General features: G+C 64.9%; 28 protein-coding genes and 1 pseudogene. 11 read left to right on the top strand and 18 right to left on the bottom strand.

The window, feature by feature from the left end; genetic code table 11:
- Position 1: 1 nt before the first annotated feature.
- The 4 genes from priB to BBA01S_RS42165 all read right to left on the bottom strand — a co-directional run bounded on the left by priB (position 2) and on the right by BBA01S_RS42165 (position 2,559).
- On the bottom strand, positions 2–301 hold the full coding sequence (gene priB / locus BBA01S_RS21990) for a primosomal replication protein N (RefSeq protein WP_027818338.1): 300 nt from the start codon (positions 299–301) through the stop codon (positions 2–4).
- Positions 302–346: 45 nt separating this feature from the next.
- Positions 347–718, bottom strand: a complete 372-nt coding sequence (gene rpsF / locus BBA01S_RS21985) for a 30S ribosomal protein S6 (RefSeq protein ID WP_027818337.1) — start codon at positions 716–718, stop codon at positions 347–349.
- A 169-nt stretch (positions 719–887) separates the two neighbouring features.
- Positions 888–1,778 (bottom strand): zf-HC2 domain-containing protein, encoded by an 891-nt coding sequence (locus tag BBA01S_RS21980; RefSeq protein WP_027818336.1) that lies wholly within the window; start codon positions 1,776–1,778, stop codon positions 888–890.
- Complete coding sequence (locus tag BBA01S_RS42165) at positions 1,768–2,559, bottom strand: RNA polymerase sigma factor (RefSeq protein ID WP_156966029.1); 792 nt, start codon at positions 2,557–2,559, stop codon at positions 1,768–1,770. The genes BBA01S_RS21980 and BBA01S_RS42165 overlap by 11 nt, the downstream gene beginning before the upstream one ends.
- 266 nt (positions 2,560–2,825) lie before the next feature.
- On the opposite strand from BBA01S_RS42165, the pseudogene BBA01S_RS48135 reads away from it, so the two are divergent.
- Positions 2,826–2,964 (top strand): annotated as a pseudogene (locus tag BBA01S_RS48135) (cupredoxin domain-containing protein); the annotation flags it as partial.
- Between the two features lie 13 nt (positions 2,965–2,977).
- Here the strand turns inward: BBA01S_RS48135 and BBA01S_RS21970 are convergent.
- Positions 2,978–3,889: a substrate binding domain-containing protein gene (locus BBA01S_RS21970; RefSeq protein WP_027818335.1), complete on the bottom strand. Its 912-nt coding sequence runs from the start codon at positions 3,887–3,889 to the stop codon at positions 2,978–2,980.
- 211 nt (positions 3,890–4,100) lie between these two features.
- On the opposite strand from BBA01S_RS21970, the gene gcl reads away from it, so the two are divergent.
- The 3 genes from gcl (at position 4,101) to BBA01S_RS21955 (ending at position 7,746) form a co-directional block, all read left to right on the top strand.
- Positions 4,101–5,876, top strand: coding sequence for a glyoxylate carboligase (gene gcl / locus BBA01S_RS21965; RefSeq protein ID WP_027818334.1), 1,776 nt, complete (start codon positions 4,101–4,103; stop codon positions 5,874–5,876).
- A gap of 95 nt (positions 5,877–5,971) precedes the next feature.
- On the top strand, positions 5,972–6,769 hold the full coding sequence (hyi, locus tag BBA01S_RS21960; protein ID WP_027818333.1) for a hydroxypyruvate isomerase: 798 nt from the start codon (positions 5,972–5,974) through the stop codon (positions 6,767–6,769).
- 68 nt (positions 6,770–6,837) lie between these two features.
- Positions 6,838–7,746 carry a 2-hydroxy-3-oxopropionate reductase gene (locus BBA01S_RS21955; protein ID WP_027818332.1) on the top strand — a complete coding sequence of 303 codons (909 nt, stop codon included), beginning with the start codon at positions 6,838–6,840 and terminating at the stop codon, positions 7,744–7,746.
- A 413-nt stretch (positions 7,747–8,159) separates the two neighbouring features.
- Here BBA01S_RS21955 and BBA01S_RS21950 read toward each other — a convergent pair whose 3' ends face one another.
- From BBA01S_RS21950 to BBA01S_RS21925, 6 genes are all read right to left on the bottom strand, one after another.
- Positions 8,160–9,191, bottom strand: a complete 1,032-nt coding sequence (locus tag BBA01S_RS21950; RefSeq protein WP_027818331.1) for an asparaginase — start codon at positions 9,189–9,191, stop codon at positions 8,160–8,162.
- 173 nt (positions 9,192–9,364) lie between these two features.
- Positions 9,365–10,291, bottom strand: a complete 927-nt coding sequence (locus BBA01S_RS21945; RefSeq protein ID WP_027818330.1) for a CysB family HTH-type transcriptional regulator — start codon at positions 10,289–10,291, stop codon at positions 9,365–9,367.
- 83 nt (positions 10,292–10,374) lie between these two features.
- Positions 10,375–11,433 (bottom strand): sulfate/molybdate ABC transporter ATP-binding protein, encoded by a 1,059-nt coding sequence (locus BBA01S_RS21940; protein WP_027818329.1) that lies wholly within the window; start codon positions 11,431–11,433, stop codon positions 10,375–10,377.
- A gap of 2 nt (positions 11,434–11,435) precedes the next feature.
- Positions 11,436–12,392: a sulfate ABC transporter permease subunit CysW gene (gene cysW, locus BBA01S_RS21935; protein WP_027818328.1), complete on the bottom strand. Its 957-nt coding sequence runs from the start codon at positions 12,390–12,392 to the stop codon at positions 11,436–11,438.
- Entirely contained in the window at positions 12,389–13,279 is an 891-nt protein-coding gene (cysT, locus tag BBA01S_RS21930) for a sulfate ABC transporter permease subunit CysT (RefSeq protein ID WP_027818327.1), read from the bottom strand. The genes cysW and cysT overlap by 4 nt, the downstream gene beginning before the upstream one ends.
- 147 nt (positions 13,280–13,426) lie before the next feature.
- Positions 13,427–14,470, bottom strand: coding sequence for a sulfate ABC transporter substrate-binding protein (locus BBA01S_RS21925; RefSeq protein ID WP_027818326.1), 1,044 nt, complete (start codon positions 14,468–14,470; stop codon positions 13,427–13,429).
- A 303-nt stretch (positions 14,471–14,773) separates the two neighbouring features.
- Here BBA01S_RS21925 and lexA point away from each other — a divergent pair, with 303 nt between their 5' ends.
- The 3 genes from lexA to BBA01S_RS42160 all read left to right on the top strand — a co-directional run bounded on the left by lexA (position 14,774) and on the right by BBA01S_RS42160 (position 16,650).
- Positions 14,774–15,424: a transcriptional repressor LexA gene (gene lexA / locus BBA01S_RS21920; RefSeq protein WP_027818325.1), complete on the top strand. Its 651-nt coding sequence runs from the start codon at positions 14,774–14,776 to the stop codon at positions 15,422–15,424.
- Positions 15,425–15,480: 56 nt separating this feature from the next.
- Positions 15,481–15,861 carry a hypothetical protein gene (locus tag BBA01S_RS47610; protein ID WP_027818324.1) on the top strand — a complete coding sequence of 127 codons (381 nt, stop codon included), beginning with the start codon at positions 15,481–15,483 and terminating at the stop codon, positions 15,859–15,861.
- Positions 15,862–15,978: 117 nt separating this feature from the next.
- Positions 15,979–16,650 carry a DUF2939 domain-containing protein gene (locus BBA01S_RS42160; RefSeq protein ID WP_042297665.1) on the top strand — a complete coding sequence of 224 codons (672 nt, stop codon included), beginning with the start codon at positions 15,979–15,981 and terminating at the stop codon, positions 16,648–16,650.
- 93 nt (positions 16,651–16,743) lie between these two features.
- Here BBA01S_RS42160 and BBA01S_RS21905 read toward each other — a convergent pair whose 3' ends face one another.
- Positions 16,744–17,214, bottom strand: a complete 471-nt coding sequence (locus BBA01S_RS21905; RefSeq protein ID WP_027818323.1) for a universal stress protein — start codon at positions 17,212–17,214, stop codon at positions 16,744–16,746.
- Positions 17,215–17,537: 323 nt separating this feature from the next.
- Between BBA01S_RS21905 and nodI the strand changes: the two genes are divergently transcribed.
- Positions 17,538–18,446, top strand: a complete 909-nt coding sequence (gene nodI, locus BBA01S_RS21900) for a nodulation factor ABC transporter ATP-binding protein NodI (protein ID WP_027818322.1) — start codon at positions 17,538–17,540, stop codon at positions 18,444–18,446.
- 3 nt (positions 18,447–18,449) lie between these two features.
- Positions 18,450–19,286 carry an ABC transporter permease gene (locus tag BBA01S_RS21895; RefSeq protein WP_027818321.1) on the top strand — a complete coding sequence of 279 codons (837 nt, stop codon included), beginning with the start codon at positions 18,450–18,452 and terminating at the stop codon, positions 19,284–19,286.
- A gap of 57 nt (positions 19,287–19,343) precedes the next feature.
- On the opposite strand, the gene BBA01S_RS21890 is transcribed toward BBA01S_RS21895, so the two are convergent.
- The 4 genes from BBA01S_RS21890 to BBA01S_RS21875 all read right to left on the bottom strand — a co-directional run bounded on the left by BBA01S_RS21890 (position 19,344) and on the right by BBA01S_RS21875 (position 22,883).
- Complete coding sequence (locus BBA01S_RS21890) at positions 19,344–19,766, bottom strand: hypothetical protein (protein ID WP_027818320.1); 423 nt, start codon at positions 19,764–19,766, stop codon at positions 19,344–19,346.
- Positions 19,767–19,934: 168 nt separating this feature from the next.
- Positions 19,935–21,032, bottom strand: a complete 1,098-nt coding sequence (locus BBA01S_RS21885; protein WP_042297664.1) for a permease — start codon at positions 21,030–21,032, stop codon at positions 19,935–19,937.
- A gap of 312 nt (positions 21,033–21,344) precedes the next feature.
- A complete protein-coding gene (locus tag BBA01S_RS21880) occupies positions 21,345–22,397 on the bottom strand; it encodes an NADP(H)-dependent aldo-keto reductase (RefSeq protein ID WP_027818318.1) in 1,053 nt (350 codons plus the stop codon).
- A gap of 153 nt (positions 22,398–22,550) precedes the next feature.
- Positions 22,551–22,883 (bottom strand): RcnB family protein, encoded by a 333-nt coding sequence (locus BBA01S_RS21875; RefSeq protein WP_027818317.1) that lies wholly within the window; start codon positions 22,881–22,883, stop codon positions 22,551–22,553.
- 234 nt (positions 22,884–23,117) lie between these two features.
- Here BBA01S_RS21875 and BBA01S_RS21870 point away from each other — a divergent pair, with 234 nt between their 5' ends.
- Positions 23,118–23,360 carry a hypothetical protein gene (locus BBA01S_RS21870; RefSeq protein WP_027818316.1) on the top strand — a complete coding sequence of 81 codons (243 nt, stop codon included), beginning with the start codon at positions 23,118–23,120 and terminating at the stop codon, positions 23,358–23,360.
- 116 nt (positions 23,361–23,476) lie between these two features.
- Here the strand turns inward: BBA01S_RS21870 and BBA01S_RS21865 are convergent, their stop codons facing one another.
- Both BBA01S_RS21865 and BBA01S_RS46915 read right to left on the bottom strand, forming a co-directional pair.
- Positions 23,477–23,749 carry a hypothetical protein gene (locus BBA01S_RS21865; RefSeq protein WP_027818315.1) on the bottom strand — a complete coding sequence of 91 codons (273 nt, stop codon included), beginning with the start codon at positions 23,747–23,749 and terminating at the stop codon, positions 23,477–23,479.
- Between the two features lie 76 nt (positions 23,750–23,825).
- Entirely contained in the window at positions 23,826–24,308 is a 483-nt protein-coding gene (locus BBA01S_RS46915) for a hypothetical protein (protein WP_167336030.1), read from the bottom strand.
- Between BBA01S_RS46915 and dusA the strand changes: the two genes are divergently transcribed.
- The gene (gene dusA, locus BBA01S_RS21860; RefSeq protein ID WP_042297688.1) at positions 24,204–25,217 is read left to right on the top strand and encodes a tRNA dihydrouridine(20/20a) synthase DusA; all 1,014 of its coding nucleotides are present in this window, start codon (positions 24,204–24,206) and stop codon (positions 25,215–25,217) included. The genes BBA01S_RS46915 and dusA overlap by 105 nt on opposite strands.
- Positions 25,218–25,279 lie beyond the last annotated feature (62 nt).

Genomic DNA, 25,279 nt, shown 5'->3' with positions numbered 1-25,279 from the left:
ATTAGTCCTTTCCTGTGCCTTGCATTTCGGTGATGTGAAACACCAGGGTTCGCGCGTTGCGGTGCTTTTTCGCCAGAAAGCCGGTGAAGAGCGCTTCCGCTCCCAACTCGCAGCTTTCGACCAGACCGCAGGCCTTGCCGGCTGCGACTGCGGGCATCGTCAGTTCGACGAAGCGGGGAATCCCGGCTTCGACGACTTCCGTGCGGTGCTGCAACGTAACGCTCGCAATCGGAACGCCGGCGGGGGTATACCGCACCGGTTCGCGTTCGACGACGCTTGCCGTGAGTTGCAGCCTGTTCACGCAGTCAGCTTGTGCAAGTGGGCTCGAATCCTGATGGCTTAAAACTTAAGCCTGCGCTTCGGTCGGCTGGGCAGCCGCCTTCTTGGCTTCTTCGCGCTGCACTTCCTTCATCATCGGCGACGGGCCGGTTTCGGCCTTCTTCATCTTGACGATGAGGTGACGCAGAACAGCGTCGTTGAACTTGAACGCGTGTTCCAGTTCGTCGAGCGTGGTCTGGTCGCATTCGATGTTCATGCAGACGTAGTGAGCCTTCGCGAGTTTCTCGATCATGTAGGCCAGTTGGCGACGGCCCCAGTCTTCGATACGGTGGATCTGGCCACCGTGCGACGTGATCGTGCTCTTGTAACGCTCGATCATGGCGGGCACTTGCTCGCTCTGATCGGGGTGCACGATAAAGACGATTTCGTAATGACGCATATTCACTCCTTGTGGATTAAAGCCACCCGGGCGTCGGAACCGGTGCGGCAAGTGAGAAGCCGAAGAGTATAGCGCGATAAGACGCCTCCCGCAACAGGATTGAGCGCCTCGCGCGTCGTTTCGGGCGTGTTTTCAAGGACTTGCGCTCGGGCGCGCAAAACAGTCGTGTCTAAGGGCGCGCTTCCACGCCCGGCGAGCCATCGGACAGGCGTGTGTCGAGCGCCGCGCGCAGGCCCACCAGCGCATCGGGCCCCGCATCCGTGACCGCCCACCAGGTCATGCCGGCGGCCTGCCAGCGCAGCAGCGAATAGCCATCGCTTGCGCGTGGCGTGCCGCCCTGCTGCGCCGGCCCCGCCGAGCCCGGCGGAAACACGTAGAGGTCGATCACGTGCTTGCGGAAGCGATAGATCAGCACCGCGACACGCTCGCGCCCCACATAGTCCAGGCGGCCACCTATTAGCGGAAAGCCTTGCGCGGCGAAATCCTCGACCGGCGGCGCATAGTCGATGCGGCCGTTGAACCACGGCTTCACGGTATGCCGATCCGTCGAAATCACGTCGATGTCGCGCCCTGAAATCTGCGCACGGATGTGGCTGGCGACCAGTTCATCGACGAACGCGCCGTCGGCGGCGGGTGTGCGCAGATGCAGCGCGAGCGCCACGCCGAGCGCGGCTAGCAGCAGCGCGCCGCTGCCCGCCCACGCGAGCCCCGCCGTGCCCGCGCCCGATGCGCCACCGACACCGCCGACGCCGCCAACGGGCAAGCGCAGCCAGTCGCGCCACGTTCCACGACGAGCAGGTTCAATCCGTTGCGGCGCAGTTGCAGCCGCTTCGGGCGCCGCCTCGGGCGGCAAGGCCGCCACGATCCGCGCGGCCAGGCCTTCCGGCGCGCGGTGATAAGGCGCTTGACGCGTGATCCGGGAAACCGCTTCGACCTGAGCGACGGCGCGGCGGCACGGCACGCAGCCAGCCAGATGCTCACGCACGCGCCATTCATCGGCGGCGGACAGTTCTCGATCGACACTGGCGTCGACCAGCGGGCGCGCTTCGTCACAGTTCATCGGGCGCCTCCGTATTGCGCGGGCCGACGGGGCGTTCCTGCGCACGCGGTTCGTGCGCTCCGCCATCGACGGCCGGCCCCTCGCGGAACCGGCCGTCTGGCCCCCGGCCGGATGGTCTCCAGGCTTTACTGCTACTTCCCCCGACTGCTAAACCGTTCTCCCTGCCTGCTGCGCCGCCGGAGCTGCCGGAGCCATGCCCCTGCGCCGCCAGCAACGCGGCGAGGCGCTTGCGCGCCCGTGCGAGCCGCGACATCACGGTGCCCATCGGTACGTCGATCACCGTGGCGATCTCGCGGTATTCCAGCTCCTCCAGCTCGCGCAGCACCAGCACTTCGCGATACTCCACCGGCAGGCGCTGCAACGCCTCGTGCACGTGGCGCGAGGATTCCGCGCGGATCGCGAGCGTTTCCGGATCGACGCCACCCGTGTCCCAGCCTTCGGGCGCGACGTCGTCGCGCATCTCGTCGAACTGCGCCACTTCCTGCGCCCCGCCGCGACGCCGCCATTCGTCGTACCAGACCCGCCGCACGATCGCGAGCAGCCACGGCCGCGCCTCATCGCCGCGAAACGTGTCGAAGAAACGAAACGCACGCAAAAACGCGTCCTGCACGATGTCCTCGGCGTCGCCGGGATTGCGCGACAGCCAGCGCGCGAGGTTGTAGGCCGCATCCAGATGCGGCAGCGCGAGCGCCTGGAAACGGCGGCTGCGCGCCGCGATCTCCTGCGCGTCGCCCGCCTCGCTACCCCGGCATTCGTGCTGCCCGTTCGCGGTTTTTCCCACCTCGTCCCCTCGTGCCGCACGCGCCTGGTCTCGCTCACCGGCAGTCGTGTCATCGCTCTGCCTTCCCGCATGTCTTACCTGGTTAGCGGCCAGTTTATTCCCGCTCGATGCGGGCGAAAACGAAAAATAAATCGGGAAGGTTTGCGCACGAAAGCCGCTACTACACGCAGGCCGGATCGACGCACCAGGCAGCACACCGCAAGCCTTTGCGCTCACGGAAATGCCGAACCGCGATCCCGGCTGAGAAAGAGCGCACACCAACCTGGATGCGTGCCGACGTGCCGCCCGGCGCAGTCGTGCTAGTCGCCGCGACGGCGGGCGATGCGGGCAACGTGGAGTTTCTCTGCGATATCTTCTGCGGCTCGGGGCATCGAATCGATGAATGGCGTGATCGTCGTGGGCTAGCCCACGCTTAGCCTCACACCACGCCGCTCCAGTACCCGGGCCGCGCGTAGACCTCTTTCAGATAGTCGATGAAATAGCGCACCTTGGCCGGCACATAGCGCTGCTGCGGATAGACGGCAAGAATGTCGTAATCGGGCAGCGCATAGTCATCGAGCACGGTCTCCAGTTCGCCGCGCGCGAGTTGCGCGTCGATTTCCCAGGTCGAGCGCCAGCCAAGACCCAATCCCTCCGTGACCCAGCGATGCAGCAGTTCGCCATCGTTGCAGTCGAGATTGCCGCCCACACGCACCGTCGCCAGCTTGCCGTTGCGGCGGAAATACCAGCCGCGGTTCTGGCCGCCTTGCAGATTGAACGCGAGGCAGTTGTGGCCCGGCAGATCTTCGAGCGTCTTCGGCTTGCCGTGCTTGCGGAAGTATTCGGGCGTGCCGCACACCACGCGCCGGTTCGTCGCCAGCTTCACGGCCACGAAGTTCGGATCGACGGCCCCGCCAATGCGGATCGACAGGTCGTAACCCTCGCGCACCAGATCGACCACGCGGTCGGTCAGGTTGAACGACACCTGCAGCTCGGGCTTGTCGGCGATGAATTCGGGTGCGAGCGGCGCGACGTGCTTGCGACCGAACGCCGCGGGCGCGGACACGATCAGATGCCCGTTGACCACGCGCCGCCCCACCGATAGCTCGTTTTCCGCCTGCTCCCATTCCGCCAGCAGGCCGCGGCAACGCTCCAGGAACGCCCCGCCTTCCTCGCTCACCACCAGCCGCCGCGTCGAGCGGTACATCAGCTTCACGCCCAGGCGCTTTTCCAGCGCGTCGATGCGCCGCCCAAGGATCACGGGCGACACGCCCTCCTCCAGTGCCGCCGCCGCGAGGCTGCCCGCCTCCGCGACGCGCACGAAGGTCTCGATCTGCTTGAAGCGATCCATGGCTCTGTCTCCTGAACGCACGGTGCTGAGGGTGCCGATGGCGCAAAGCCCCGCCACACCGTCATTCCATACTTTTTGTTTCGAAATAAGCGACCGGGACTGATCTTATCAAACCTTTCGTGCATCCCTAAAGTGAACCACAAGCGCTGTATCCCATGCGCGCTTTTTCCAGCGCGTCACTCAAAGCTTTTGCGATATTCAGGAGACAATCATGGCCAAAATGAGAGCCGTCGACGCCGCCGTGCTGGTGCTCGAAAAAGAAGGCATCGATACCGCCTTCGGCGTGCCGGGTGCCGCCATCAATCCGTTCTACTCGGCGCTCAAGAAGGCCGGCAGCATCACCCACGTGCTCGCGCGTCACGTCGAAGGCGCCTCGCACATGGCCGAAGGCTATACGCGTGCGCAGCCGGGCAACATCGGCGTGTGTATCGGCACCTCGGGCCCGGCGGGCACCGACATGATCACCGGTCTCTACTCGGCCCAGGCCGACTCGATTCCTATTCTCGCGATCACGGGCCAGGCCCCGCGTGCGCGTCTCTACAAGGAAGACTTCCAGGCCGTCGACATCGAATCGATCGCCAAGCCCGTCACCAAGTGGGCCGTCACGGTGCGCGAACCGGCGCTCGTGCCGCGCGTGTTCCAGCAGGCGTTCCACCTGATGCGCTCGGGCCGCCCCGGCCCGGTGCTGGTCGACATGCCGATCGACGTGCAGCTCGCCGAAATCGAATTCGACATCGACACCTACGAGCCGCTGCCGGTCTACAAGCCGCGCGCCACGCGCAAGCAGATCGAAGCCGCGCTCGAACTCCTGAACGCCAGCGACAAGCCGCTGATCGTGTCGGGTGGCGGCGTACTCAACGCAGCCGCTGAAGACCTGCTCGTGCAGTTCGCGGAAACCGTCGGCGTGCCGGTGATCCCGACGCTGATGTCGTGGGGCGCCATCGCCGACGACCATCCGCTGATGGCTGGCATGGTCGGTCTGCAAACCTCGCACCGCTACGGCAACGCCACGATGCTCGCGTCGGACTTCGTGCTCGGCATCGGCAACCGCTGGGCCAACCGCCACACGGGCAGCGTCGAGGTCTACACGAAGGGCCGCAAGTTCGTGCACGTCGATATCGAACCGACGCAGATCGGCCGCGTGTTCGGCCCGGATCTGGGCATCGTCTCGGACGCCAAGGCCGCGCTCGAACTGTTCGTCGAAGTCGCGCAGGAGTGGAAGGCCGCGGGCAAGCTCAAGGATCGCAGCGCATGGGTCGCGGACTGCCAGCAGCGCAAGGCAACGATGCATCGCAAGACGCACTTCGACAACGCGCCGATCAAGCCGCAGCGCGTCTATGAAGAGATGAACAAGGCGTTTGGCCGCGACACCTGCTACGTCAGCACGATCGGCCTGTCGCAGATCGCCGGTGCGCAGTTCCTGCACGTCTACAAGGCGCGCAACTGGATCAACTGCGGCCAGGCAGGCCCGCTCGGCTGGACGATTCCGGCGGCGCTCGGTGTGCGTGCAGCCGATCCGGCGCGCCCGATCGTGGCGCTCTCGGGCGACTACGACTTCCAGTTCATGATCGAAGAACTGGCCGTGGGCGCGCAGTTCAAGCTGCCCTACGTGCACGTGCTGGTGAACAACTCGTATCTGGGCCTGATCCGCCAGGCGCAGCGCCAGTTCGACATGGACTTCTGCGTGCAGCTCGCCTTCGAGAACATCAATGCGCCGGAATTGAACGGCTATGGCGTCGATCACAAGACCGTCGTCGAAGGCCTGGGATGCAAGGCGCTGCGCGTGTTCAAGCCGGAAGAAATCGCTCCGGCGCTCAAGCAGGCGCAAGCGATGGCCCTCGAACACAGCGTGCCGGTCGTCGTGGAAGTGATCCTCGAACGCGTGACGAATATCTCGATGGGCACGGAAATCGACGCCATCAACGAGTTCGAGGAACTCGCCGAGAAGCCCGAGCACGCACCGACGGCAATCAGCCTGCAGTCCTGAAGATCGAAGTAACAGCAAGCGCCGCTTTTCGCACTCAGCCCTGATGCGCGAAAAGCGGCGCTCCCCACCCACTCAAGCCCCGCGAGAGACAACTCATGCCGAAATTCGCCGCGAATCTCACCATGCTGTTCAACGAAGTGCCGTTCCTCGACCGCTTTGCCGCGGCTGCCGAGGCGGGCTTCGAAGCCGTCGAATTCCTGTTCCCCTACCCGTTCAAGGCCGCTGAACTGGCCGAACGTCTGGAGGCGAACAACCTCAAGCTCGTGCTGCACAACCTGCCCGCCGGCAACTGGGAAGGCGGCGAGCGCGGCATTGCGTGCCTGCCGGATCGCCGTGGCGAGTTCCAGGAAGGCGTGGGCCGCGCGATCGAGTACGCGAAGGCGCTCAAGGTGCCGCAACTGAACTGCCTCGTCGGTATCCCGACGGCGGGCATCGACCGCGACACCGCGCACGCGAGCATCGTCGACAACCTGCGCTACGCCGCTGCCGAACTCAAGCGCGAAGGCATCCGCCTGCTGGTCGAGCCGTGCAACTCGTACGACATTCCCGGCTTTGCGCTGAACCGTTCGGCAGAAGGCCTCGACATCATCGAAAAGGTCGGCTCGGACAATCTGTTCCTGCAGTACGACATCTATCACATGCAGCGCATGGAAGGCGAACTGGCCGCGACCATCAAGAAGCAGTTCGCGAAGATCGCCCACATCCAGCTTGCCGACAACCCGGGCCGCAACGAGCCGGGCACGGGCGAGATCAACTATCCCTTCCTGTTCGAGCTGCTCGATTCGCTCGGCTACGCGGGTTATGTCGGCTGCGAGTACAAGCCGAAGACCGCGACCGTCGACGGCCTCGGCTGGCTGCGTGGCGCACAGCAACGCGCGGCAGAACTGGCGTGAGCCACGCTGCTCAATCGACACCTCGAACCGCATTCGACTCGCATTAGACTCAACCGGAGACACACAAGATGGCAAAGATTGGTTTTATCGGCCTCGGCATCATGGGCGCGCACATGGCGCGCAACCTTCAGAAGGGTGGCCACTCGCTCGTCGTGAACGGCAAGTTCCCGGTGCCGGACGACCTGCGCGCGAGCACCACCGTGGTCGCCGATTCGACCGCTGTCGCGCAGGCTTCGGAAATCGTCATCCTGATGGTGCCGGACACGCCCGACGTCCAGAACGTGCTGTTCGCCGATGACGGCGTCGCCAAGGGCCTCACGGCTGGCAAGCTCGTGATCGACATGAGCTCGATCTCGCCGCTGGAAACGCAGCAGTTCGCGAAGCAGGTCAACGCGCTGGGCTGCGACTACCTCGACGCGCCGGTCTCGGGCGGCGAAGTCGGCGCACGCGAAGCGACGCTCTCGATCATGGTCGGCGGCCCGCAAAAGGCCTTCGATCTGGCCAAGCCGCTGTTCGACCTGATGGGCAAGAACATTTCGCTCGTCGGCGACAACGGCGCGGGTCAGACCACCAAGGTCGCGAACCAGATCATCGTCGCGCTGAACATCGAAGCCGTCGCCGAAGCGCTGCTGTTCGCGGCACGCTCGGGCGCCGATCCGGAGCGCGTGCGCAAGGCGCTCATGGGTGGTTTCGCGTCGTCGCGCATTCTCGAAGTGCACGGCGAGCGCATGACCAAGCGCACGTTCAACCCGGGCTTCCGCATCGAGCTGCACCAGAAGGATCTGAACCTGGCACTGGACGGCGCGCGCAAGCTCGGCATCGCCCTGCCCCATACGGCGAGCGCGCAGCAACTGTTCAGCGTGTGCGCAGCGAACGGCGGCAAGGCCTGGGATCACTCGGCGATGATTCGCGCACTGGAAATCATGGCTGATTTCGAAATCGCCGAAGCACCGGAATCGAAGGCCAAGGCCGCCTAAGGCTGCCGGTTTGTAAAGCAGCAAAAGCCGAAGCGATGCGCGCGTGGGCCCGTGCGCATCGCCTCTCGATGGACTTTCACCAGGCCACAACACGAATTCAGGCTGGCGCGGCACTGTGCACGCGACGGCCGCAGGTGGGGCGCTTCGTGGCGGCGGCAACCGCTGCGGGGCAAATCGGGGCCGCTCTGGGCTGAGAGCGGCCAGTGGGGTCCGAAAGCGGCACCCGGCGACGACGGGGAAGCCTTGGTCGGTCAGACGTCGTCACCGGGTGTCCGCGTACGGATTGCGGCAGCCCGCATTCATTCGAGTACCCCATCGAGCACCCAGACAGGCACCCAGCAGAAGCCTGCAAAAAAACAAAAGGGCCTGGCGGACGATGATCCGCCAGGCCCTTTGTGTTTTGCCGCGCCCGATCAGTACGTGTCGAACACGCGTTGCAGATCAGCCTTCCCGCTCGTGCCCGCCGCGAGTGCCAGCATCAGCAGCACGCGCGCCTTGAACGGGCTGAGCGTGCCTGCCGAGACGAAGCCAAGCGCATCGTCCTTCGCCGCGCCGTTGTGCATCACGTGACCCGAACCCACGCGCGACGCGCGCACCACGGCAATGCCCTGTGCCACCGCATCGCCCAGCGCCTGTTGCAGCGTCGCATGGATCGAGCCGTTGCCCGTACCCGCCACGACGATGCCGCGCACGCCCGCGCTCACCAGCGCATCGACGGCAATGCGCGACACGCCCGCGTAGCTCGTGACGATCTCGACGTGCGGCCACTGGGTTTCCGTCAGCTTGTCGGCGTGGAACGGCGTATCGACGGTATGCGGGCGCAGTGCGCGGCGCTGGAACTCGACGCGGCCGTCCTGCACCCAGCCCAGCGCGCCGATCTCAGGCGACTGGAACGCGTCCACCGCGTAGGTACTGACCTTCGCCACATCGCGCGCGCAGTGAATGCGGTTGTTGAACGCCACCAGCACACCCTGCCCGCCCGCCTGGCCGCTCGCGGCGAGCGTCACGGCGTTGAGCAGGTTCAGCGGGCCGTCCGCCGACAGCGCCGAAGCCGGACGCATGGCGGCCGTCAGGATCACGGGCTTTGCGCTCTTGACCGCGAGATGCAGCACGTAGGCGGTTTCTTCGAGCGTATCGGTGCCGTGCGTGATGACGACGCCGTCGATATCGTCGCTCGCGAGCAACTCGTTCACGCGCTGCACCAGCGTCGTCCAGAGCGCGAACGACATGTCCTTGCTGTCGACGCTCGCGACCTGCTCGGCGTGAATCTGCGCGACCGCGTCGAGGCCGGGCACGGCCGCCAGCAATTGCGCGACGCCGATCACGCCGGCCTGGTAGCCGGCGGTATTGGCCGCGTCGGGCGCGGAGCCCGCGATCGTGCCGCCGGTAGCGAGCACGGCGATGCGCGGCAGGGCCGCGCTTTGGGTAGTGTTGGAAGTATTCATGGCCGCGATTTTAAGCGATCCGCGGCGCGCGACGATCTGGCGGAAAACCCCGCTGGCGCGCGCTATCTAGCTAAATCACGCAAATACCCACGAACGCCCGTGCAGAAATGACAACGGCGGCGCGAAATCGCGCCGCCGCTTCAGGTTCACATCGACGCGTTACATCGACGCCCTCAGACCGCTTCGCGCAACTGGCTCGCGATCTGCTGCTCGCTGAGCTGCGGCGCGAACATCTCGATCAGGCGGTACGCGTACTGGCGCAGGAACGCGCCCTTGCGCAGGCCGACGCGCGTCGTGCTCGCCTCGAACAGATGTTGCGTGTCGAGCGCGACAAGCTCGCTATCGCGCTTCGGATCGTAGGCCATCGCCGCGACCACGCCGATCCCCATGCCGAGTTCGACGTAAGTCTTGATCACGTCCGCGTCGATGGCGGTCAGCACCACGTCGGGCACGGTGCCCGCCTTCGCGAACGCCTGGTCGATGTGCGAGCGGCCCGTGAAATCCTGGTCGTACGTGATGATCGGATACTCGGCGATCTCTTCGAGCGTGAGGTTTTCGCGGCCCACGAGCGGGTGCGTCTTCGGCACGACCACCGTGTGATGCCACGAGTAGCACGGGAACGTCACGATATCCGGGAACCGGTCGAGCGCTTCGGTCGAGATGCCGATGTCGGCCTCGCCGTTAATGATCATCTGCGCGATCTGCTGCGGATTGCCCTGGCGCAGCGCCAGATGCACCTTCGGGAACACTTCGCGGAACTGGTGCACGACCTTCGGCAGCGCATAGCGCGCCTGGGTGTGCGTGGTCGCCACCACGAGGTGACCGCTGTCCTGGTCGGCGAACTGGCGCGCCACGCGGCGCAGGTTTTCGGCGTCGAGCAACATGCGCTCGATCAACTGGTGCACGGCCTTGCCCGGCTCCGTGAGGCCCGTGAGGCGCTTGCCGCGGCGAATGAAAATATCGACGCCGAGCTCGTCCTCCAGATCCTTGATCTGCTTCGAGACACCCGACTGCGACGTGTACAGCACGTTCGCGACTTCGGTCAGGTTCATGTTCTGCCGCACGGCTTCGCGCACGAAACGCAACTGCTGAAAATTCATGTTCTTCTCTCCGGAACTGCCGACCTGTTTTTATTTGCCCGCTATTTACCCGCTATTGGGGATGCGCGGTTATGCACTTCGCTTCACTGCGCCGGGAACACGCGCAGCCCGCGCGGCACGGCCGTCACGCCGTCGCCCACGGCGAGGTTGAGCGAACGCCACGCCTCGCGGTCGAGCTGCGCTTCGAGCGCACCGCCCGTGCGGCTTTCCAGCTCGACGCGCACGGAGCCGCCCAGCGTCACGACACGGCGCACATCGACGACGATGCCGTCGCGATGATCCGCGGCGTCGCGATGCAGCACGATATCGTGCGGTCGCACATAGGCGAGCGCCGGGCCTTCGAAGCCGGCCTCGACCGCAATCGCCTGCGCCGCGCCATCGGCGACGAAGCCGCCCGCCGCCACCTTGCCGCGCAGACGGTTCGCCGCGCCGAGGAACTCGTAGACGAACGCCGTCTGGGGATGATCGTACACGTCCTGCGGGCTGCCGACCTGCTCCACATGACCATGATTCATCACGACGATGCGGTCGGCCACTTCCAGCGCCTCTTCCTGGTCGTGCGTGACGAAGATCGTCGAGATATGCAGGTCGTCGTGCAGGCGGCGCAGCCAGCTGCGCAACTCCTTGCGCACCTTGGCGTCGAGCGCGCCGAACGGCTCGTCGAGCAGCAGCACCTTCGGCTCCACGGCCAGCGCGCGGGCCAGCGCGATACGCTGGCGCTGGCCGCCGGAAAGCTCGGACGGATAACGCTGCGCGAGCCAGTCCAGCTGCACGAGCTTGAGCAGCTCATGCACCTTCTCGCGGATTTTCGCTTCGGACGGACGCTCGCCGCGCGGCTTCACGCGCAGGCCGAACGCCACGTTCTCGAACACGGTCATGTGGCGGAACAGCGCGTAATGCTGGAACACGAAACCCACCTGGCGCTCGCGCGCACCGGCCGCACCCACATCCTGGCCCTGCAGCACGACCTGGCCCGCATCGGCGTATTCGAGACCGGCGATCACGCGCAGCAGCGTGGTCTTGCCGCAACCGGAGGGGCCCAGCAGCGCGACGAGTTCGCCTGGCGGAAAGTCGAGCGAGACATTGTCGAGGGCGGTGAAGTCGCCAAAGCGCTTCTGCAAATTGCTGACGGTGATGCCCATGATTACAGCTCTCCAGGTTGAAGCGATTGTCCCGATTGGCGTGCAGCTTGCGCCGCGTGTCCCGCAGCTTGCGGCGCCGGGCCCGCGAATGCCGGCACGTCGTCGTCGCGCAGCGCGGCGTTCATGTGGCGCTCAGCGAGCAGCTTGAGGCCGAGCGTCACGAGCGCAAGCAGCGCCAGCAGCGAAGCCACCGCAAATGCCGCAGCAAAGTTGTATTCGTTGTAGAGAATTTCGACGTGCAGCGGCATGGTGTCGGTCTGGCCGCGAATATGGCCCGACACCACCGACACCGCGCCAAACTCGCCCATCGCCCGCGCGTTGCACAGAATCACGCCGTACAGCAGGCCCCAGCGGATATTGGGCAGCGTCACGCGGCGGAACATCTGCCAGCCCGACGCGCCGAGCACGTGCGCGGCTTCTTCCTCGTCGTTGCCTTGCGCCTGCATCAGCGGAATCAGCTCGCGCGCGACGAACGGGAACGTCACGAAGATCGTCGCCAGCACGATGCCGGGCACGGCGAAAATGATCTGCACGTTATGGTCTTCGAGCCAGGGCCCAAGCCAGCCCTGCGCGCCGAACATCAGCACGTAGATCAGGCCCGAGATCACCGGCGAGACCGAGAACGGCAGGTCGATCAGCGTCGTGAGCAGCGCCTTGCCGCGGAAGTCGAACTTGGCGATCGCCCACGAAGCGGCCAGCCCGAATGCGCAGTTCAGCGGCACGGCGATCGCGGCCGTGATCAGCGTGAGCTTGATGGCGGCGAGCGCGTCGGGATCGGCGAGCGATTCGAAATAAAAGCCGATGCCCTTCGAGAGCGCCTGCCAGAACACCGCCACGAGCGGCACCACGAGAAACAGCGAGAGGAACACCAGCGCGATGCCGGTAAGCAGCCAGCGCACCCAGGGCGCTTCGGTGACGGGATCGGGGCGGCCTGCGTTTTTTCGATTGATCGTGCTCATTGCGCGCCTCCGGTCGCCGGCGTTGCGCTCACAGGCGCGGCAGCCGATGCGCCGCGGCCCGTGCGACGTTGCAGATACCACTGCAAGGTGTTGATGAACAGCAGCATGAGGAACGACACGCACAGCATCACGACGGCCAGCGCCGTGGCGCCCGCGTAATCGTATTGTTCGAGCTTGGTGATGATGAGCAGCGACGTGATTTCCGACTTCATCGGCACGTTGCCGGCGATGAAGATGACCGAGCCGTACTCGCCCAGTGCGCGCGCGAACGCGAGCGCGAAGCCGGTGAGCAGTGCGGGCAACGCAGCGGGGAACACGACACGGCGGAACGTCAGCCAGCGCGACGCGCCCAGGCACGCGGCGGCCTCTTCCTGCTCGCGCTCGAACTCTTCGAGCACGGGCTGCACCGTGCGCACCACGAACGGCAAGCCGATGAACGTGAGCGCCACCAGCACGCCAATCGGCGTAAACGCGATCTTCAGCCCGAGCGGTTCGAGGAACTGGCCGATCCAGCCATTGCCCGCATACACCGCAGCCAGCGAAATGCCCGCCACGGAAGTGGGCAGCGCGAACGGCAGGTCGACGAGCGCATCGACCACGCGCTTGAACGGGAACGTGTAACGCACCAGCACCCACGCGAGCAGGAAGCCGAACACGGCGTTGATGAGCGCCCCGCCAAGCGCCGAGAAGAACGTCAGGCGGTACGACGCGATCACGCGCGGCGACCACACCGCGCGTACGAACTGCGCCCAGTCGAGCGTGGCGGTCTTGAGGAAGGTCGCCGCAAGCGGGATCAGCACCACGAGGCTCAGGTACGCCACCGTGATGCCGAGCGTCACGCCGAACCCGGGCAAGGCGCCTGGCTTCTGTAATCGGAACGTCGTCATGCTCTATCTCTTCACATGGGTTGCGCGGGCGGATCGCATGCGATGCACTGCGCCGAAAGGCGCGCCTCGTGGGGCGCGCCTTGTTTTATGCTGCTTTTCTAATGGTTGCGACTGCGTTGATACGTGTTGCAGGACTTATTGCGGCCCTTACTGCGGCTGATAGATCGAATCGAACACGCCGCCGTCGGCAAAGTGCGTCTTCTGCGCGTTCGTCCAGCCGCCGAACGTGTCGTCCACCGTATAGAGCTTGAGCTTCGGGAACTTCGCCGTCAGCGCTGCGGGCACCTTGTCCGAACGCGGACGGTAGAAGTTCTTCGCGGCGATTTCCTGGCCTTCCTCGCTATAGAGGAACTGCAGATAGGCTTCCGAGACCTTGCGCGTGCCCTTCTTGTCGACGACCTTGTCGACCACGGCAACCGGCGGCTCGGCCAGGATGCTCACCGACGGCACCACGATCTCGAACTTCTCCGGCCCGAACTCCTTGAGCGACAGGAAGGCTTCGTTTTCCCAGGCGATCAGCACATCGCCGATGCCGCGCTGCACGAAGCTGGTCGTCGCACCGCGTGCGCCCGAATCGAGCACGCCGGCGTTCTTGTAGAGCTTCGTCACGAACTCTTTGGCCTTCTGGTCGTTGCCGCCCGGCTGGTGTTCCGCGTAGGCCCACGCCGCGAGGTAGTTCCAGCGCGCGCCGCCCGAGGTCTTCGGATTCGGCGTGACGATCGACACGCCCGGCTTGGTCAGGTCGTCCCAGTCCTTGATGTGCTTGGGATTGCCCTTGCGCACGAGGAACACGATGGTCGAGGTGTACGGCGAGGCGTTGTCGGGCAGGCGCTTTTGCCAGTCCTTCGCGACGATGCCCTTGTTGGCGAGTGCGTCGATGTCCCAGGCGAGCGCCAGCGTCACGACATCGGCTTGCAGGCCGTCGAGCACCGAACGCGCCTGTGCGCCCGAGCCGCCGTGCGACTGCTTGATGGTCAGGGTTTCGCCGGTCTTGGCCTTCCACTGCTTGATGAAGGCTTCGTTGACGTCCTGGTACAGCTCACGCGTCGGATCGTAGGAGACGTTGAGCAGCGACGTGTCCGCATGCGCGGCCGGCGCGATGGCGGCCATGCCCAGCAGCGGCACTGCGCCGATGACCAGTTTTGCCGCGAAAGTCTTGAACCATGCGCGCCCCGTAGTGCCTTGTTTCATCCCGCTTTCTCCGTGTTGTCGTGTGCCGTGTGGTCTTGCGTGCCGCCGCGTTCTTGTCTGTGCGGCGATCGATGAAGGCCAGTCTAGCGATTGGCTTACATTATTAAAAATGATGTTTTCTCATTTTTTAATACGCAAAAGTGGTAAAGGCGGACAAGTCGGCTGTTGGAGCAGGTTTTCGTCCGTCAGACCATCGCAAAACGCCGTTGTAGCGCCACCCAAACGTCAAACTTCAAGTAACACTTGAAAAGCGGCGAGTACTGTATAAAAATACAGGCACCTGTTCAAACATACAGTGTCGCCATGACCAAACTCACCGCACGACAGCAGCAGGTTTTCGATCTGGTTCGCCGCGCGATCGAGCGCACCGGCTTTCCGCCCACGCGCGCAGAGATTGCCGCCGAACTCGGCTTCAGCTCGGCCAACTCCGCAGAGGAACACCTGCGCGCCCTCGCGCGCAAAGGCGTGATCGAACTGGCTGCGGGCGCCTCGCGCGGCATCCGCCTGATGCCGGGCCCGGATGACCTGCCGCATCAGTTCACGCTGCCGCACGCCAGCATCATGCAGCTCTCGCTGCCGCTCGTCGGCCGCGTCGCGGCGGGCAGCCCGATCCTCGCGCAGGAGCATATTTCGCAGAACTACGCATGCGACCCGGCGCTGTTCTCGAGCCGTCCCGACTACCTCCTGAAGGTGCGCGGCCTGTCGATGCGCGACGCGGGCATCCTCGACGGCGACCTGCTCGCCGTGCAGAAGAAAGCCGAGGCCAAGGACGGCCAGATCATCGTCGCGCGTCTGGGCGACGACGTGACCGTCAAGCGCCTGAAGCGCCAGCCCAACGGTATCGAGCTGATCGCCGAGAACCCCGACTACGACAACATCTTCGTCGCGGCCGGCAGCGCTGAATTCGCGCTCGAAGGCATTGCAGTCGGTCTGATCCGTCCCACCGAATTCTGATAATTCCGACCGCGCCTCGTCAGCGCCTGGTCCGCGCATCTTCTGGAGAGTTAGCCATGGAACGCCTTGCCCGCCTGTTGCCCTTCCGTCAATTCGGTCGTCTGCGCCATCTGCGTGGGATCGCATCGTGCGCAATGCGCGAAGCGCGCGCTTCGGCGGCGGCGCTCAATGGCTCGCTCTTCGAAGACAACGTCGATCTCGTCCACACGCCGGAACTGCCGCCGCTGCCGTCCTTGCCCTCCGCGCAGCCCGCATTCGCGCGCGTGTCGCTGAACAGCACGCTCAATACGGAACAACCGGATCGCCGCGCGCCGGTGCGCGTCTATCACGGCCCGTCGCGACTCATCATGGTCGGCACGATGGACGCGGTGTGCCGCGCCATCGACCGCTGCATCGCCGAACAAACCGGCGACATGCCCATGGCGCTCGCGAAGTAACCAGGCCGGGGTAACAAAGCCGGGGTAACAAAGCGTTACGCGGGAAATTTTTCGGCGCGCGGGCGGTCAACACCGTGATTGAACTTTTGCCCCGTTCGCGCGGGGCCGCCCTGCCCGATGACTGAACCGACACCGTCCTCACGCCCGACTTCGAACTGGAAGAAACCCGTCGCGATTGCCGTCGCGGCAGTCGTTGTCGTGACTGCGCTCGGCTACGCGTATGCCTCGCCGTATCTCGCGCTCAACAGCCTCAAACAGGCCGCGGACGCGCGCGACGCCGCGGCGTTGAGCGAATACGTCGACTACCCGGCGCTGCGCGTGAGCCTCAAGCAACAGGTTGGCGAGATGCTGCAGCGGCGCATTCAGGCGCAGCACAGCAGTAATCCGCTGTTGATGCTCGGTGCGGTGATTGGCGCGGCGCTGATCGGGCCGCTCGTGGATGCTTACGCTACGCCGGAAGGCGTGGCCGCCTTGCTCAACGGCATGCCGCCGACGGGCAAGCCTGGAGAGCGACCCGCACCGCCGCCGCCCAGCACGCCGGCATCATCGACACCGGCTGAAGCAGCGCCGCCTGCACCTGCCAGTACGCAAGCCGAAGCACCGCAACCGCGTCCGCAAGCAAGCGCCGGTTATCGCAGCCTCAACGCATTCGCCGTAACGTGGCAGCGCAGCGCGAACGGCGAGCGCTACGCCGCGATCCTGCAGCGGCACGGTCTGTTCTCGTGGAAACTTGCCGCAGTGGAATTGAACCCGGCTGATGCAGGCGACGGCGCAAGCGCGCCGAATTAAATACCGCACGTTGAGTAACAACGTGAATGGAAACGTGAACGACACCGCGCCCGGCCATTGCAGCCGGGCGCGTGCAAATTGCGTCAGGCGTGTTTAAGCAGCCGCCTGCTGCTGTTTTTCCTCGGCGGCCGAAGAACACGCCACCAGAATGCTGCACGAAATACGGTCGAGCAGCGGCGTATTGCCCGCGCCCATCCACCAGCGCGACAGACCCGTGCGGCAGCGATGCCCCACCACCACGAGATCCACGTTCAGTTCGGTCGCGAGATTCGCAATCTCGTCGATCGGATGGCCGAAGGCGAAATGCCCCTGCGCGCGCACGCCGCGCTCGGTGAGCCAGTCCACCCCTTCCTGAAGGATTTCGCGTGCGGTTTCCTCGAAGCGGCCGCACGCCACATCGGTCAGCAGACCGGCGCTCTGTGCGATGGTCGAGCGCATGTCGACCACCGACAGCAGATGCGTTTCCGCCTTCAGATCCAACGCCAGATCGGCGCCGCAACGCAGCGCCTTGCGGCCCTCGCGCGAGCCGTCGTAGCACAACAAAATCTTTTTGTAGCTCGCCATGATCCCTTCTCCCCACCCGCTCGAAACGCAGGTCGTACTGGCATGATGGTGCGCCGCAATTCCGCACGCAAGGGCTGGAAAACGCCAGGTGGGCGCCAGCTGAGCGTGCACCGTTTTAGCGCCTCGAAACCCTTGCGGCACGGGCTTTGCAGCGATTCCGGATGCTTGTCGCGACAGCCATTGACCGTGCATTGTCATCGTCGCTGCGCAGCAGCGGGCCGCCACCGCTTAAGCGTCGATGCACTAGAATAGGCCGCCTCAAGACGTGTGGACGTGTGCCTGGCGCACACTCAAACCGATATAAAACCGGAAAACGGTACGACATGCCCGCCATCGAATTCGAGCAGGTGATCAAACATTACGGAGACCGGACGGTCGTCAACGGCTTGTCGTTCGACGTCGTCCGCGGCGAATGCTTCGGGCTTCTGGGCCCCAACGGCGCGGGCAAGACCACCACGCTGCGCATGCTGCTCGGCATCGTTTCACCCGATGCGGGGCGCATCAGCCTGTGCGGCGAGCCAGTGCCCGCACGCGCGCGTCATGCCCGCGCGCGCGTAGGCGTGGTGCCGCAGTTCGACAACCTCGATCCGGACTTCACGGTGCGCGAAAACCTGCTGGTTTTCGGCCGGTATTTCGGGCTTTCGTCGAGCGAGACAAAGGCGCTGGTCGCGCCGCTGCTCGAATTCGCACGACTGGAAAGCAAGGCCGACGCCCGCGTGGGGGAACTCTCCGGCGGCATGCGCCGTCGCCTGACGCTGGCGCGCGCGCTCGTCAACGATCCCGACGTCCTGGTGATGGACGAACCCACAACCGGGCTCGATCCTCAGGCGCGCCACCTGATCTGGGAACGGCTGCGCTCGCTGCTCGCGCGCGGCAAGACGATCCTGCTCACCACGCACTTCATGGAAGAAGCCGAGCGCCTGTGCAATCGCGTCTGCGTGATCGAGGAAGGCCGCAAGATCGCCGAGGGCGCGCCCAAGGCGCTGATCGAATCCGAGATCGGCTGCGACGTGATCGAAGTCTACGGCCCCGATCCTTCATCGTTGCGCGACGAACTCGCGCCCTTCGCCAAGCGCACCGAAATCAGCGGCGAGACCCTGTTCTGCTACGTCGACGATCCCGCGCCCGTGCATGCGCAACTGCGTCATCGCTCGGATCTGCGCTATCTGCATCGGCCGGCAAATCTTGAAGACGTTTTCCTGCGGCTCACCGGCCGCGAAATGCAGGACTGATCCATGCAGACACGCACCCAACCTCCACCACCCACGCGCTCCGCCGATCAACCGCTGCGCGAACCTCGCGCCGCGCTGCCCTCGAACGCCACGCACTGGATCGCCGTCTGGCGGCGCAACTATCTGGTCTGGCGCAAGCTGGCGATTGCGTCGATGTTCGGCAACCTCGCCGATCCGATGATCTATCTGTTCGGCCTGGGCTTCGGGCTTGGGCTGATGGTCGGCCACGTCCAGGGCGTGTCGTATATCGCGTTTCTCGCGGCAGGCACGGTGTCGTCGTCGGTGATGATGTCGGCGAGCTTCGAGTCGATGTACTCGGGCTTTTCGCGCATGCACGTGCAGCGCACGTGGGAGGCGATCATGCACACGCCGCTGTCGCTCGGCGACGTGGTGCTCGGGGAAGTAATGTGGGCCGCCAGCAAGTCGATGCTATCGGGCGCGGCCATCATGATCGTGGCGGGTGCGCTCGGCTATGCGAGCTTCCCGTCGATGCTGCTGGCGCTGCCCGTGATCGCGCTCGCGGGCCTCGCGTTCGCGAGCTGCGCGATGATCGTCACCGCGCTCGCGCCGTCCTACGACTTCTTCATGTTCTATCAGACGCTCGTGCTCACGCCGATGCTGCTGCTTTCGGGCGTGTTCTTCCCGATCACGCAGCTGCCCGCCGCCGCTCAGCACATCACGCTGATGCTGCCGCTCGCGCACGCCGTCGACCTGATCCGCCCGGCCATGCTCGGGCGGCCCGTCGAGCACGCCGCGCTGCATCTGGGCATGCTCGCGTTCTACATCATCGTGCCGTTCGGCATCGCGTCGATCCTGTTCCGGCGCCGCATGATGCGCTGACGACGCGCGGCGAAGACGAAGGCAAAAACGAAAACGACGACGAAGACGAAAACACCCTCACTCTTCGTCGTCGCCCCAGGGAATCTCGACGTCCGAGATAAAGGCGACCGTCGCGAACGGGCCGCCTTCCTGGCGCCCGATCTTGCCGTCCGAGCGGTGCCATTCGACGCGGAACACCGTCGCCTGGGTCTGCGCGTGCAGACGCACCGTGCGGATTTCTTCCGGATCCGCCTCTTCCACGGGTTCGTCGAGCGAGATCAGCAGTTGCTGCGGCCAGAGACCGTCGGCGGGATCGTAAATGCGGTCGCCGTCGGGAATCGAGACGTGCGCCTGCACGCCGATGGTCGCCGAAGCCTCGACGATCATCTTGCCAAGCGCGCGCAGCACGGCCGTGGCGCGTGCGGAGTTGGCCTGGCGGATCGCCAGGTCGCCGCGCGTGAGCGCCTGTTCGAGTTTCGGATTGGTTTTTTGCTTTGCCATGCCGGTTCCTGGGCCTGAGCCCTTATCTGTGCAGCGGGCCTTGCGGCCAGCCACGGTCTATACGCGATCCTGTCGATTCATCGTAGCATCGCAGCCGCGCCGCAAACGCCCTCGACCCTGCGAGAACGGCTGCGGCGCAGTTCATCGAAAGCGCCTGTATCGCCTGTTTCAAGCCGCGCCAAACCCGAGCGCCACCGCCGCCAGCCCGGACACGATGCCGACCAGCACGACCACGCACGCCACGAGCGTCAACACACGCGGGCGGAACGAGCCCGCCAGCATGGCGAGCGAGGGCACGCTCACGGGCGGCAGCGTCATCAGGAGCGCGCCAGCGGGGCCAACGCCCATGCCGAGCGCGAGCATCGCCTGAATGATCGGCACTTCGCCCGCCGTCGGGATCACGAACAGCATGCCCGCGACCGCGAAAGCGACGATCCAGCCAATGCTGCTGGTGACGTCCGGCCCGATATGCGGAAACAGCCACGCACGCGCCGCGCCAAGCAGCAACACAAGCACGATGTACTCGGGCACGAGACGCACGGCCATGCGCGCGAAAATTCGCGCCCAGCGCACGAACACATTGCCGCCTTCGGCCTGCTGGCGTGCAAGCTCCGCAAGGCGGTCATCGGCGGCGCGCGCTTCCTGCGGCGTCACGAGCCGGTTGGCGAGCCAGCCGAGACCGAACACCAGCAGCACGCCCAGCACGAGGCGCAACGCGCTCCACTGCCAGCCCAGCACGAAGCCCATGAACACGAGCGTCGCCGGATTGAGCACCGAATTGCCGAGCCAGAACGCAATCGCGCCGCCGGTCGAGGCATTGCGCGCGCGCAGCCCCGCCACCACGGGCGCGGCGCAGCAGGTGCACATCATGCCCGGCACCGACAGCAGCCCGCCGGCCGCCACGCTGCCGAAACCGCGCTGGCCCAGCACGCGCGCAACCCATTGCACCGGCAACAGCGCCTGGACGCCGGAGCCGAGCAGCAGGCCCAGCACCATCGCCTGCCAGATCGCCTTGCCGTAGGCCAGCGCGTAATCGAGCGCAGCGCTGACCGACGGCGCGGGCGCGCTGTCCGCACCGCCCGTCAGGATCGATTTGCCGATCGAATGCGTCGCTTCGGCGGTAAAGGCGCGGTGGTAATAGGGAAACCACTTTACGTAGAACAGACCGGCGACCGCCAGCAGAACAAAAATGGCCCAGCCGTAGCCGGGCTGCGCCTGCGTCGGTTCAGGCGATCGTGGCGATTGCGCGTTCGGGGCGCTCGTCATCGTGGGAATACTCCGCAAAAGGCGATTGGAATGATAGGAGCCTGGTGGGCCGAGCGTCGTCAGCGTGTGGCGCGTTGAGGTCGGCACCGTGACGCGGCGGGCGTGTCGATCAAGTGCAGCGTCGAATCGGCACGATCCACGGCCGCGCGGGCGTTGGCAGGATCGTAGTGCATGCCTTGCGAATCGCCAACGATTTTGGGAGTGCGGAGTCAGACAGCGCGCGCGCACGCGCTTTATCGCTGGAACTTCGCGTTCGATAAAGCGCGGCAACCCTGTCACCCGGCATGGCGCGAGCCGGGTGACTGACGCCCTTTACGGCGCGGGGTTCGGCTGCTGATCGTGCAGCTCGTCGATGCGTGCGAGCACGTCGGCCGACAGCTTCACATCGACGCTGGCGATGTTTTCCTTGAGCTGCGCCATGCTGGTCGCGCCGATCAGGTTGCTCGTCACGAACGGACGGCTGTTGACGAATGCGAGCGCGAACTGCGCGGGCGTATAGCCCAGCTCCTTCGCGAGCGCCACGTAGCGCGAGGTCGCCGCCACCGCCTGCGGCTTGCTGTAGCGCTGGAAGCGCTCGAACTTGGTGATGCGCGCGCCCTCGGGCCGCGCCCCGCCCTCGTACTTGCCCGAGAGCCAGCCGAACGCCATCGGCGAGTACGCCAGCAGGCCGATGCCCTCGCGGTGCGAAAACTCGGACAGGCCCAGCTCGAACGTGCGGTTCACGAGGCTGTACGGATTCTGGACGCTGACGATGCGCGGCAGGCCGAGCTTTTCGGCGGCGCGCAGGAATTGCGCCACGCCCCAGGGCGTCTCGTTCGACACGCCGATATGGCGCACCTTGCCCGCCTTCACGAACTCCGCGAGCACCGAGAGCGTTTCCTCGATCGGCACCGTATAGGCGTCGTCGATCCACGGATACGCCGAACGGCCAAAGGTCATCGTGCTGCGGTCGGGCCAGTGAAGCTGGTAGAGATCGACGTAATCGGTCTGCAGGCGCTTGAGGCTGTCGTCGAGCGCCTCGGTCAGATTCTTGCGGTCGAACTGGTTGCCCTCGCCGCGGATATGGCGCGGATTGTGCGGCTGGCGCGCGGGGCCCGCGATCTTGGTGGCGAGCACGATACGCTCGCGCGCCGCGCGATGCTTCGCGAGCCAGGTGCCGATGAAGCGCTCGGTCTGGCCTTGCGTTTCGGGACGGGGCGGCACGGGATACATCTCCGCGGCGTCGATCAGCGTGACGCCCTGATCGAGCGCGTACCCGATCTGCTCATGCGCGTCGCGCTCGGTATTCTGTTCGCCCCACGTCATCGTGCCGAGGCCGATCAGGCTGACCTTGATATCCGTATCGCCGAGTGTGCGGTATTCCATCGAAGCGTTTCCATCATGGGTTTGAGGAGAACGCAAAAGCTATCACGCTGGCCGATTTTTTTCAGGGAGCGAAAAAGCCGGGTGCGAATCGCCCGATTCACATGGCCCGGCTTTGCGCTGCACCATAGACCTTCCTGCCATGCATCGCAGGCATTACGGCCCGATGCGCTCCACGGCCCAGTTCGAATTGCGCACCAGATAGTACTGGCCGCTCACGCCCACCCAATGATGGCCGCGCGGCGGCGGGCTGAGGTGATACTGGCGCCAGTCGTCGATCACATATTGACGGTCGCGATACTCCGGCCCGATGCGGTCACCTTTGCGCCACTCCGGGGGCGGCATGTCATGGGGCGGCCGATCCGGCGGCGGCCCGCCGTGATACTCGTTCGGGCCCGGCCGGGGCGGCGGCTGCTGCGCGAAAGCCGCGGCCGGCGCGAGAATGGCCGGAAGCGCCAGCGCAGCGAGAAGCACAAAGCGTTTCTTCATTGTTCACCTCCTGTTGAGCCAGCGACGGACTGGCGTAACAGGCGCGCGCCGCCTGCCCCGCGGCGCACGCCCTTCGCAGACGATGGTAGTACAGCGACTGTGACGGGCGACGCGAACGCGTCCGCGCAGCGGGCGGCGGCGCAGGCGCGGGACGTGCAAGAATCGGCGGATGGCCGAATAGAATCAGATCAAAAACAGATCAGAAGCAGATCCTGCAATTGCGGAGGAAACAGCATGGAAAACCGGCGCAGCTACGAATACATGGGCTACGACATGACCGCAGGCGTCGACGGCGCGCATGAGACGGGCTTCACGATCACGACCCAGAAAATCCACAGCCTCACCGACGCCACCCACGCCGACGTGCCCATCGATGGCATTGCCGGCGACCGCTTCCCGACCCAGGACAACGCCTTCGACGCGGCGTTCGATCGTATCCGCGAAGCCATCGACCAGCGCGTGCGCGAGGCGTCCTAAGCGCCAACACTTCTTCTCGCGCACAAATGCAAAACGCCGGGGTCGTGAAGACACCCGGCGTTTTTCGCCGCCCGCAAGGGGCGGCGGCGCTTCGCTCAGCGAACCTAAGTGAGAACTTAGTTGCCGAAGTAGACTTGCTGCGCGCGCGGCGTTTGCGTGTGAGCGCCCGATTGGGTCGCTGCACCTGCCACACCACCGTACGACGAATCGACGCCTTGCTGCTGGGCGCGTTCGGCGGCCACGGTCTGTGCGCTCTGGCCTTGCTGCGAAGCCGGTGCGCCGACGTTCGGGCGGTAGAACGGAGCCGGGCCGTAGCCGCTGGCGAATGCCGGAGCGGCGATGGAAGCGGAAGCTGCGACGAGCAGAGCTGCGATCAGTTTGGTCTTCATGGTGGACTCCAATATCCGGTTCAACTTGCGGTAGGGAAAGGCGCCGCGCCTGGGAGGTCAGAGCCCACGTGCCGCGTCAATGGAAGTCAGTGTATACACCTACTATCGGAAAATAATCTCGATAATCCGAATTGTTTATTCCGGCTTCGGAAACAATCCGGAGTCGCAATCCAGGCTTGGCTGAGCGACGAACAGACCCTAAAAAGACGTCCCAAAATAATTTTCGCGACGCAACATTGGACGCGCGGATTACATAACGGCGGTAGGGTCTTTGGGCCTGGAAATAAGGCTGGAAGCGCTTTCGGATGGCGTTTGCAAACATCTGAACAACGGCAACACGATGGCAAAAGCCGGCTTGGCGCAGTGCAAAAACGCCGGAAGCGATTTCGGCGAAATACGTTAAAATACAAGGTTGTTCCACGTCTGCCGCGCGTCGATTGCGCACGTAATCACCATGTCTTCGAACCGTATCGCCAGCCCCCGCCGCGTCAGTGTGGCCCCGATGATGGACTGGACTGATCGTCACTGCCGATCGCTGCACCGTTTCATCTCCCGGCATACCTGGCTGTATACGGAGATGGTGACGACCGGCGCCCTGCTCCACGGCGACGTGCCGCGCCACCTCGCCTTCACGCCGGAAGAAGCGCCGGTCGCCCTGCAGCTGGGCGGCAGCGAACCCGACGACCTCGCGCGTTGCGCGAAGCTCGGCGAGCAATGGGGCTACGACGAGATCAACCTGAATTGCGGCTGCCCGTCCGAGCGCGTGCAGCGCGGCGCGTTCGGCGCGTGCCTGATGAACGAGCCGAAGCTCGTGGCGGACTGTGTCAAGGCGATGCGCGACGTGACGTCGGTGCCGGTGACGGTCAAGCACCGCATTGGCGTGGATGCAGTCGAGGACTATGCGTTCGTGCGCGACTTCGTCGGCACCATCGCGGACGCGGGTTGCGAAGTCTTTATCGTGCACGCGCGCAATGCGATCCTGAAGGGCCTGAGCCCGAAGGAGAACCGCGAGATCCCGCCGCTCAAGTATGACTACGCGTACCGGCTCAAGCGCGATTTCCCGCAGCTCGAAATCATCATTAACGGCGGCATCAAGACGCTCGACGAAGTCGAGACGCACCTGGAACACGTCGATGGCGTGATGCTCGGGCGCGAGGCTTATCACAACCCCTATGTGCTCGCCGATGTGGACGCGCGTTTCTATGGTGCAAGCAGCCCCGCCCTCACCCGCGACGAAATCGAAGCGAAGCTGATCGAATACTGCGCGAGCGAAGTTGCGCGCGGCACGTTCCTTGGCTCGATCACGCGCCACGCGCTTGGGCTGTATCGCGGCGAGGCCGGTGCGCGCGGCTGGCGCCGTGTGCTGTCGGATAGCCGCGAGCTTGCGAAGGGCGATCTCGCCATTTTCGAAACGGCGCGTTCGCACCTGCGCGCGCCCCTCGAAGCCTCAGCCGAACTTTCTTCATAATTTTTTGAATAAAGGGCTAGGCAAGAGTGATATGGCGTGTATATAATCTTGCTTCTTGATTG

This window comes from Paraburkholderia bannensis NBRC 103871 (assembly GCF_000685015.1).
In the GTDB taxonomy this organism is placed as follows: Bacteria; Pseudomonadota; Gammaproteobacteria; order Burkholderiales; family Burkholderiaceae; genus Paraburkholderia; species Paraburkholderia bannensis.
Note: the sequence above shows the minus strand (reverse complement) of the source record. Positions and strands in the feature narration are given on the sequence as shown.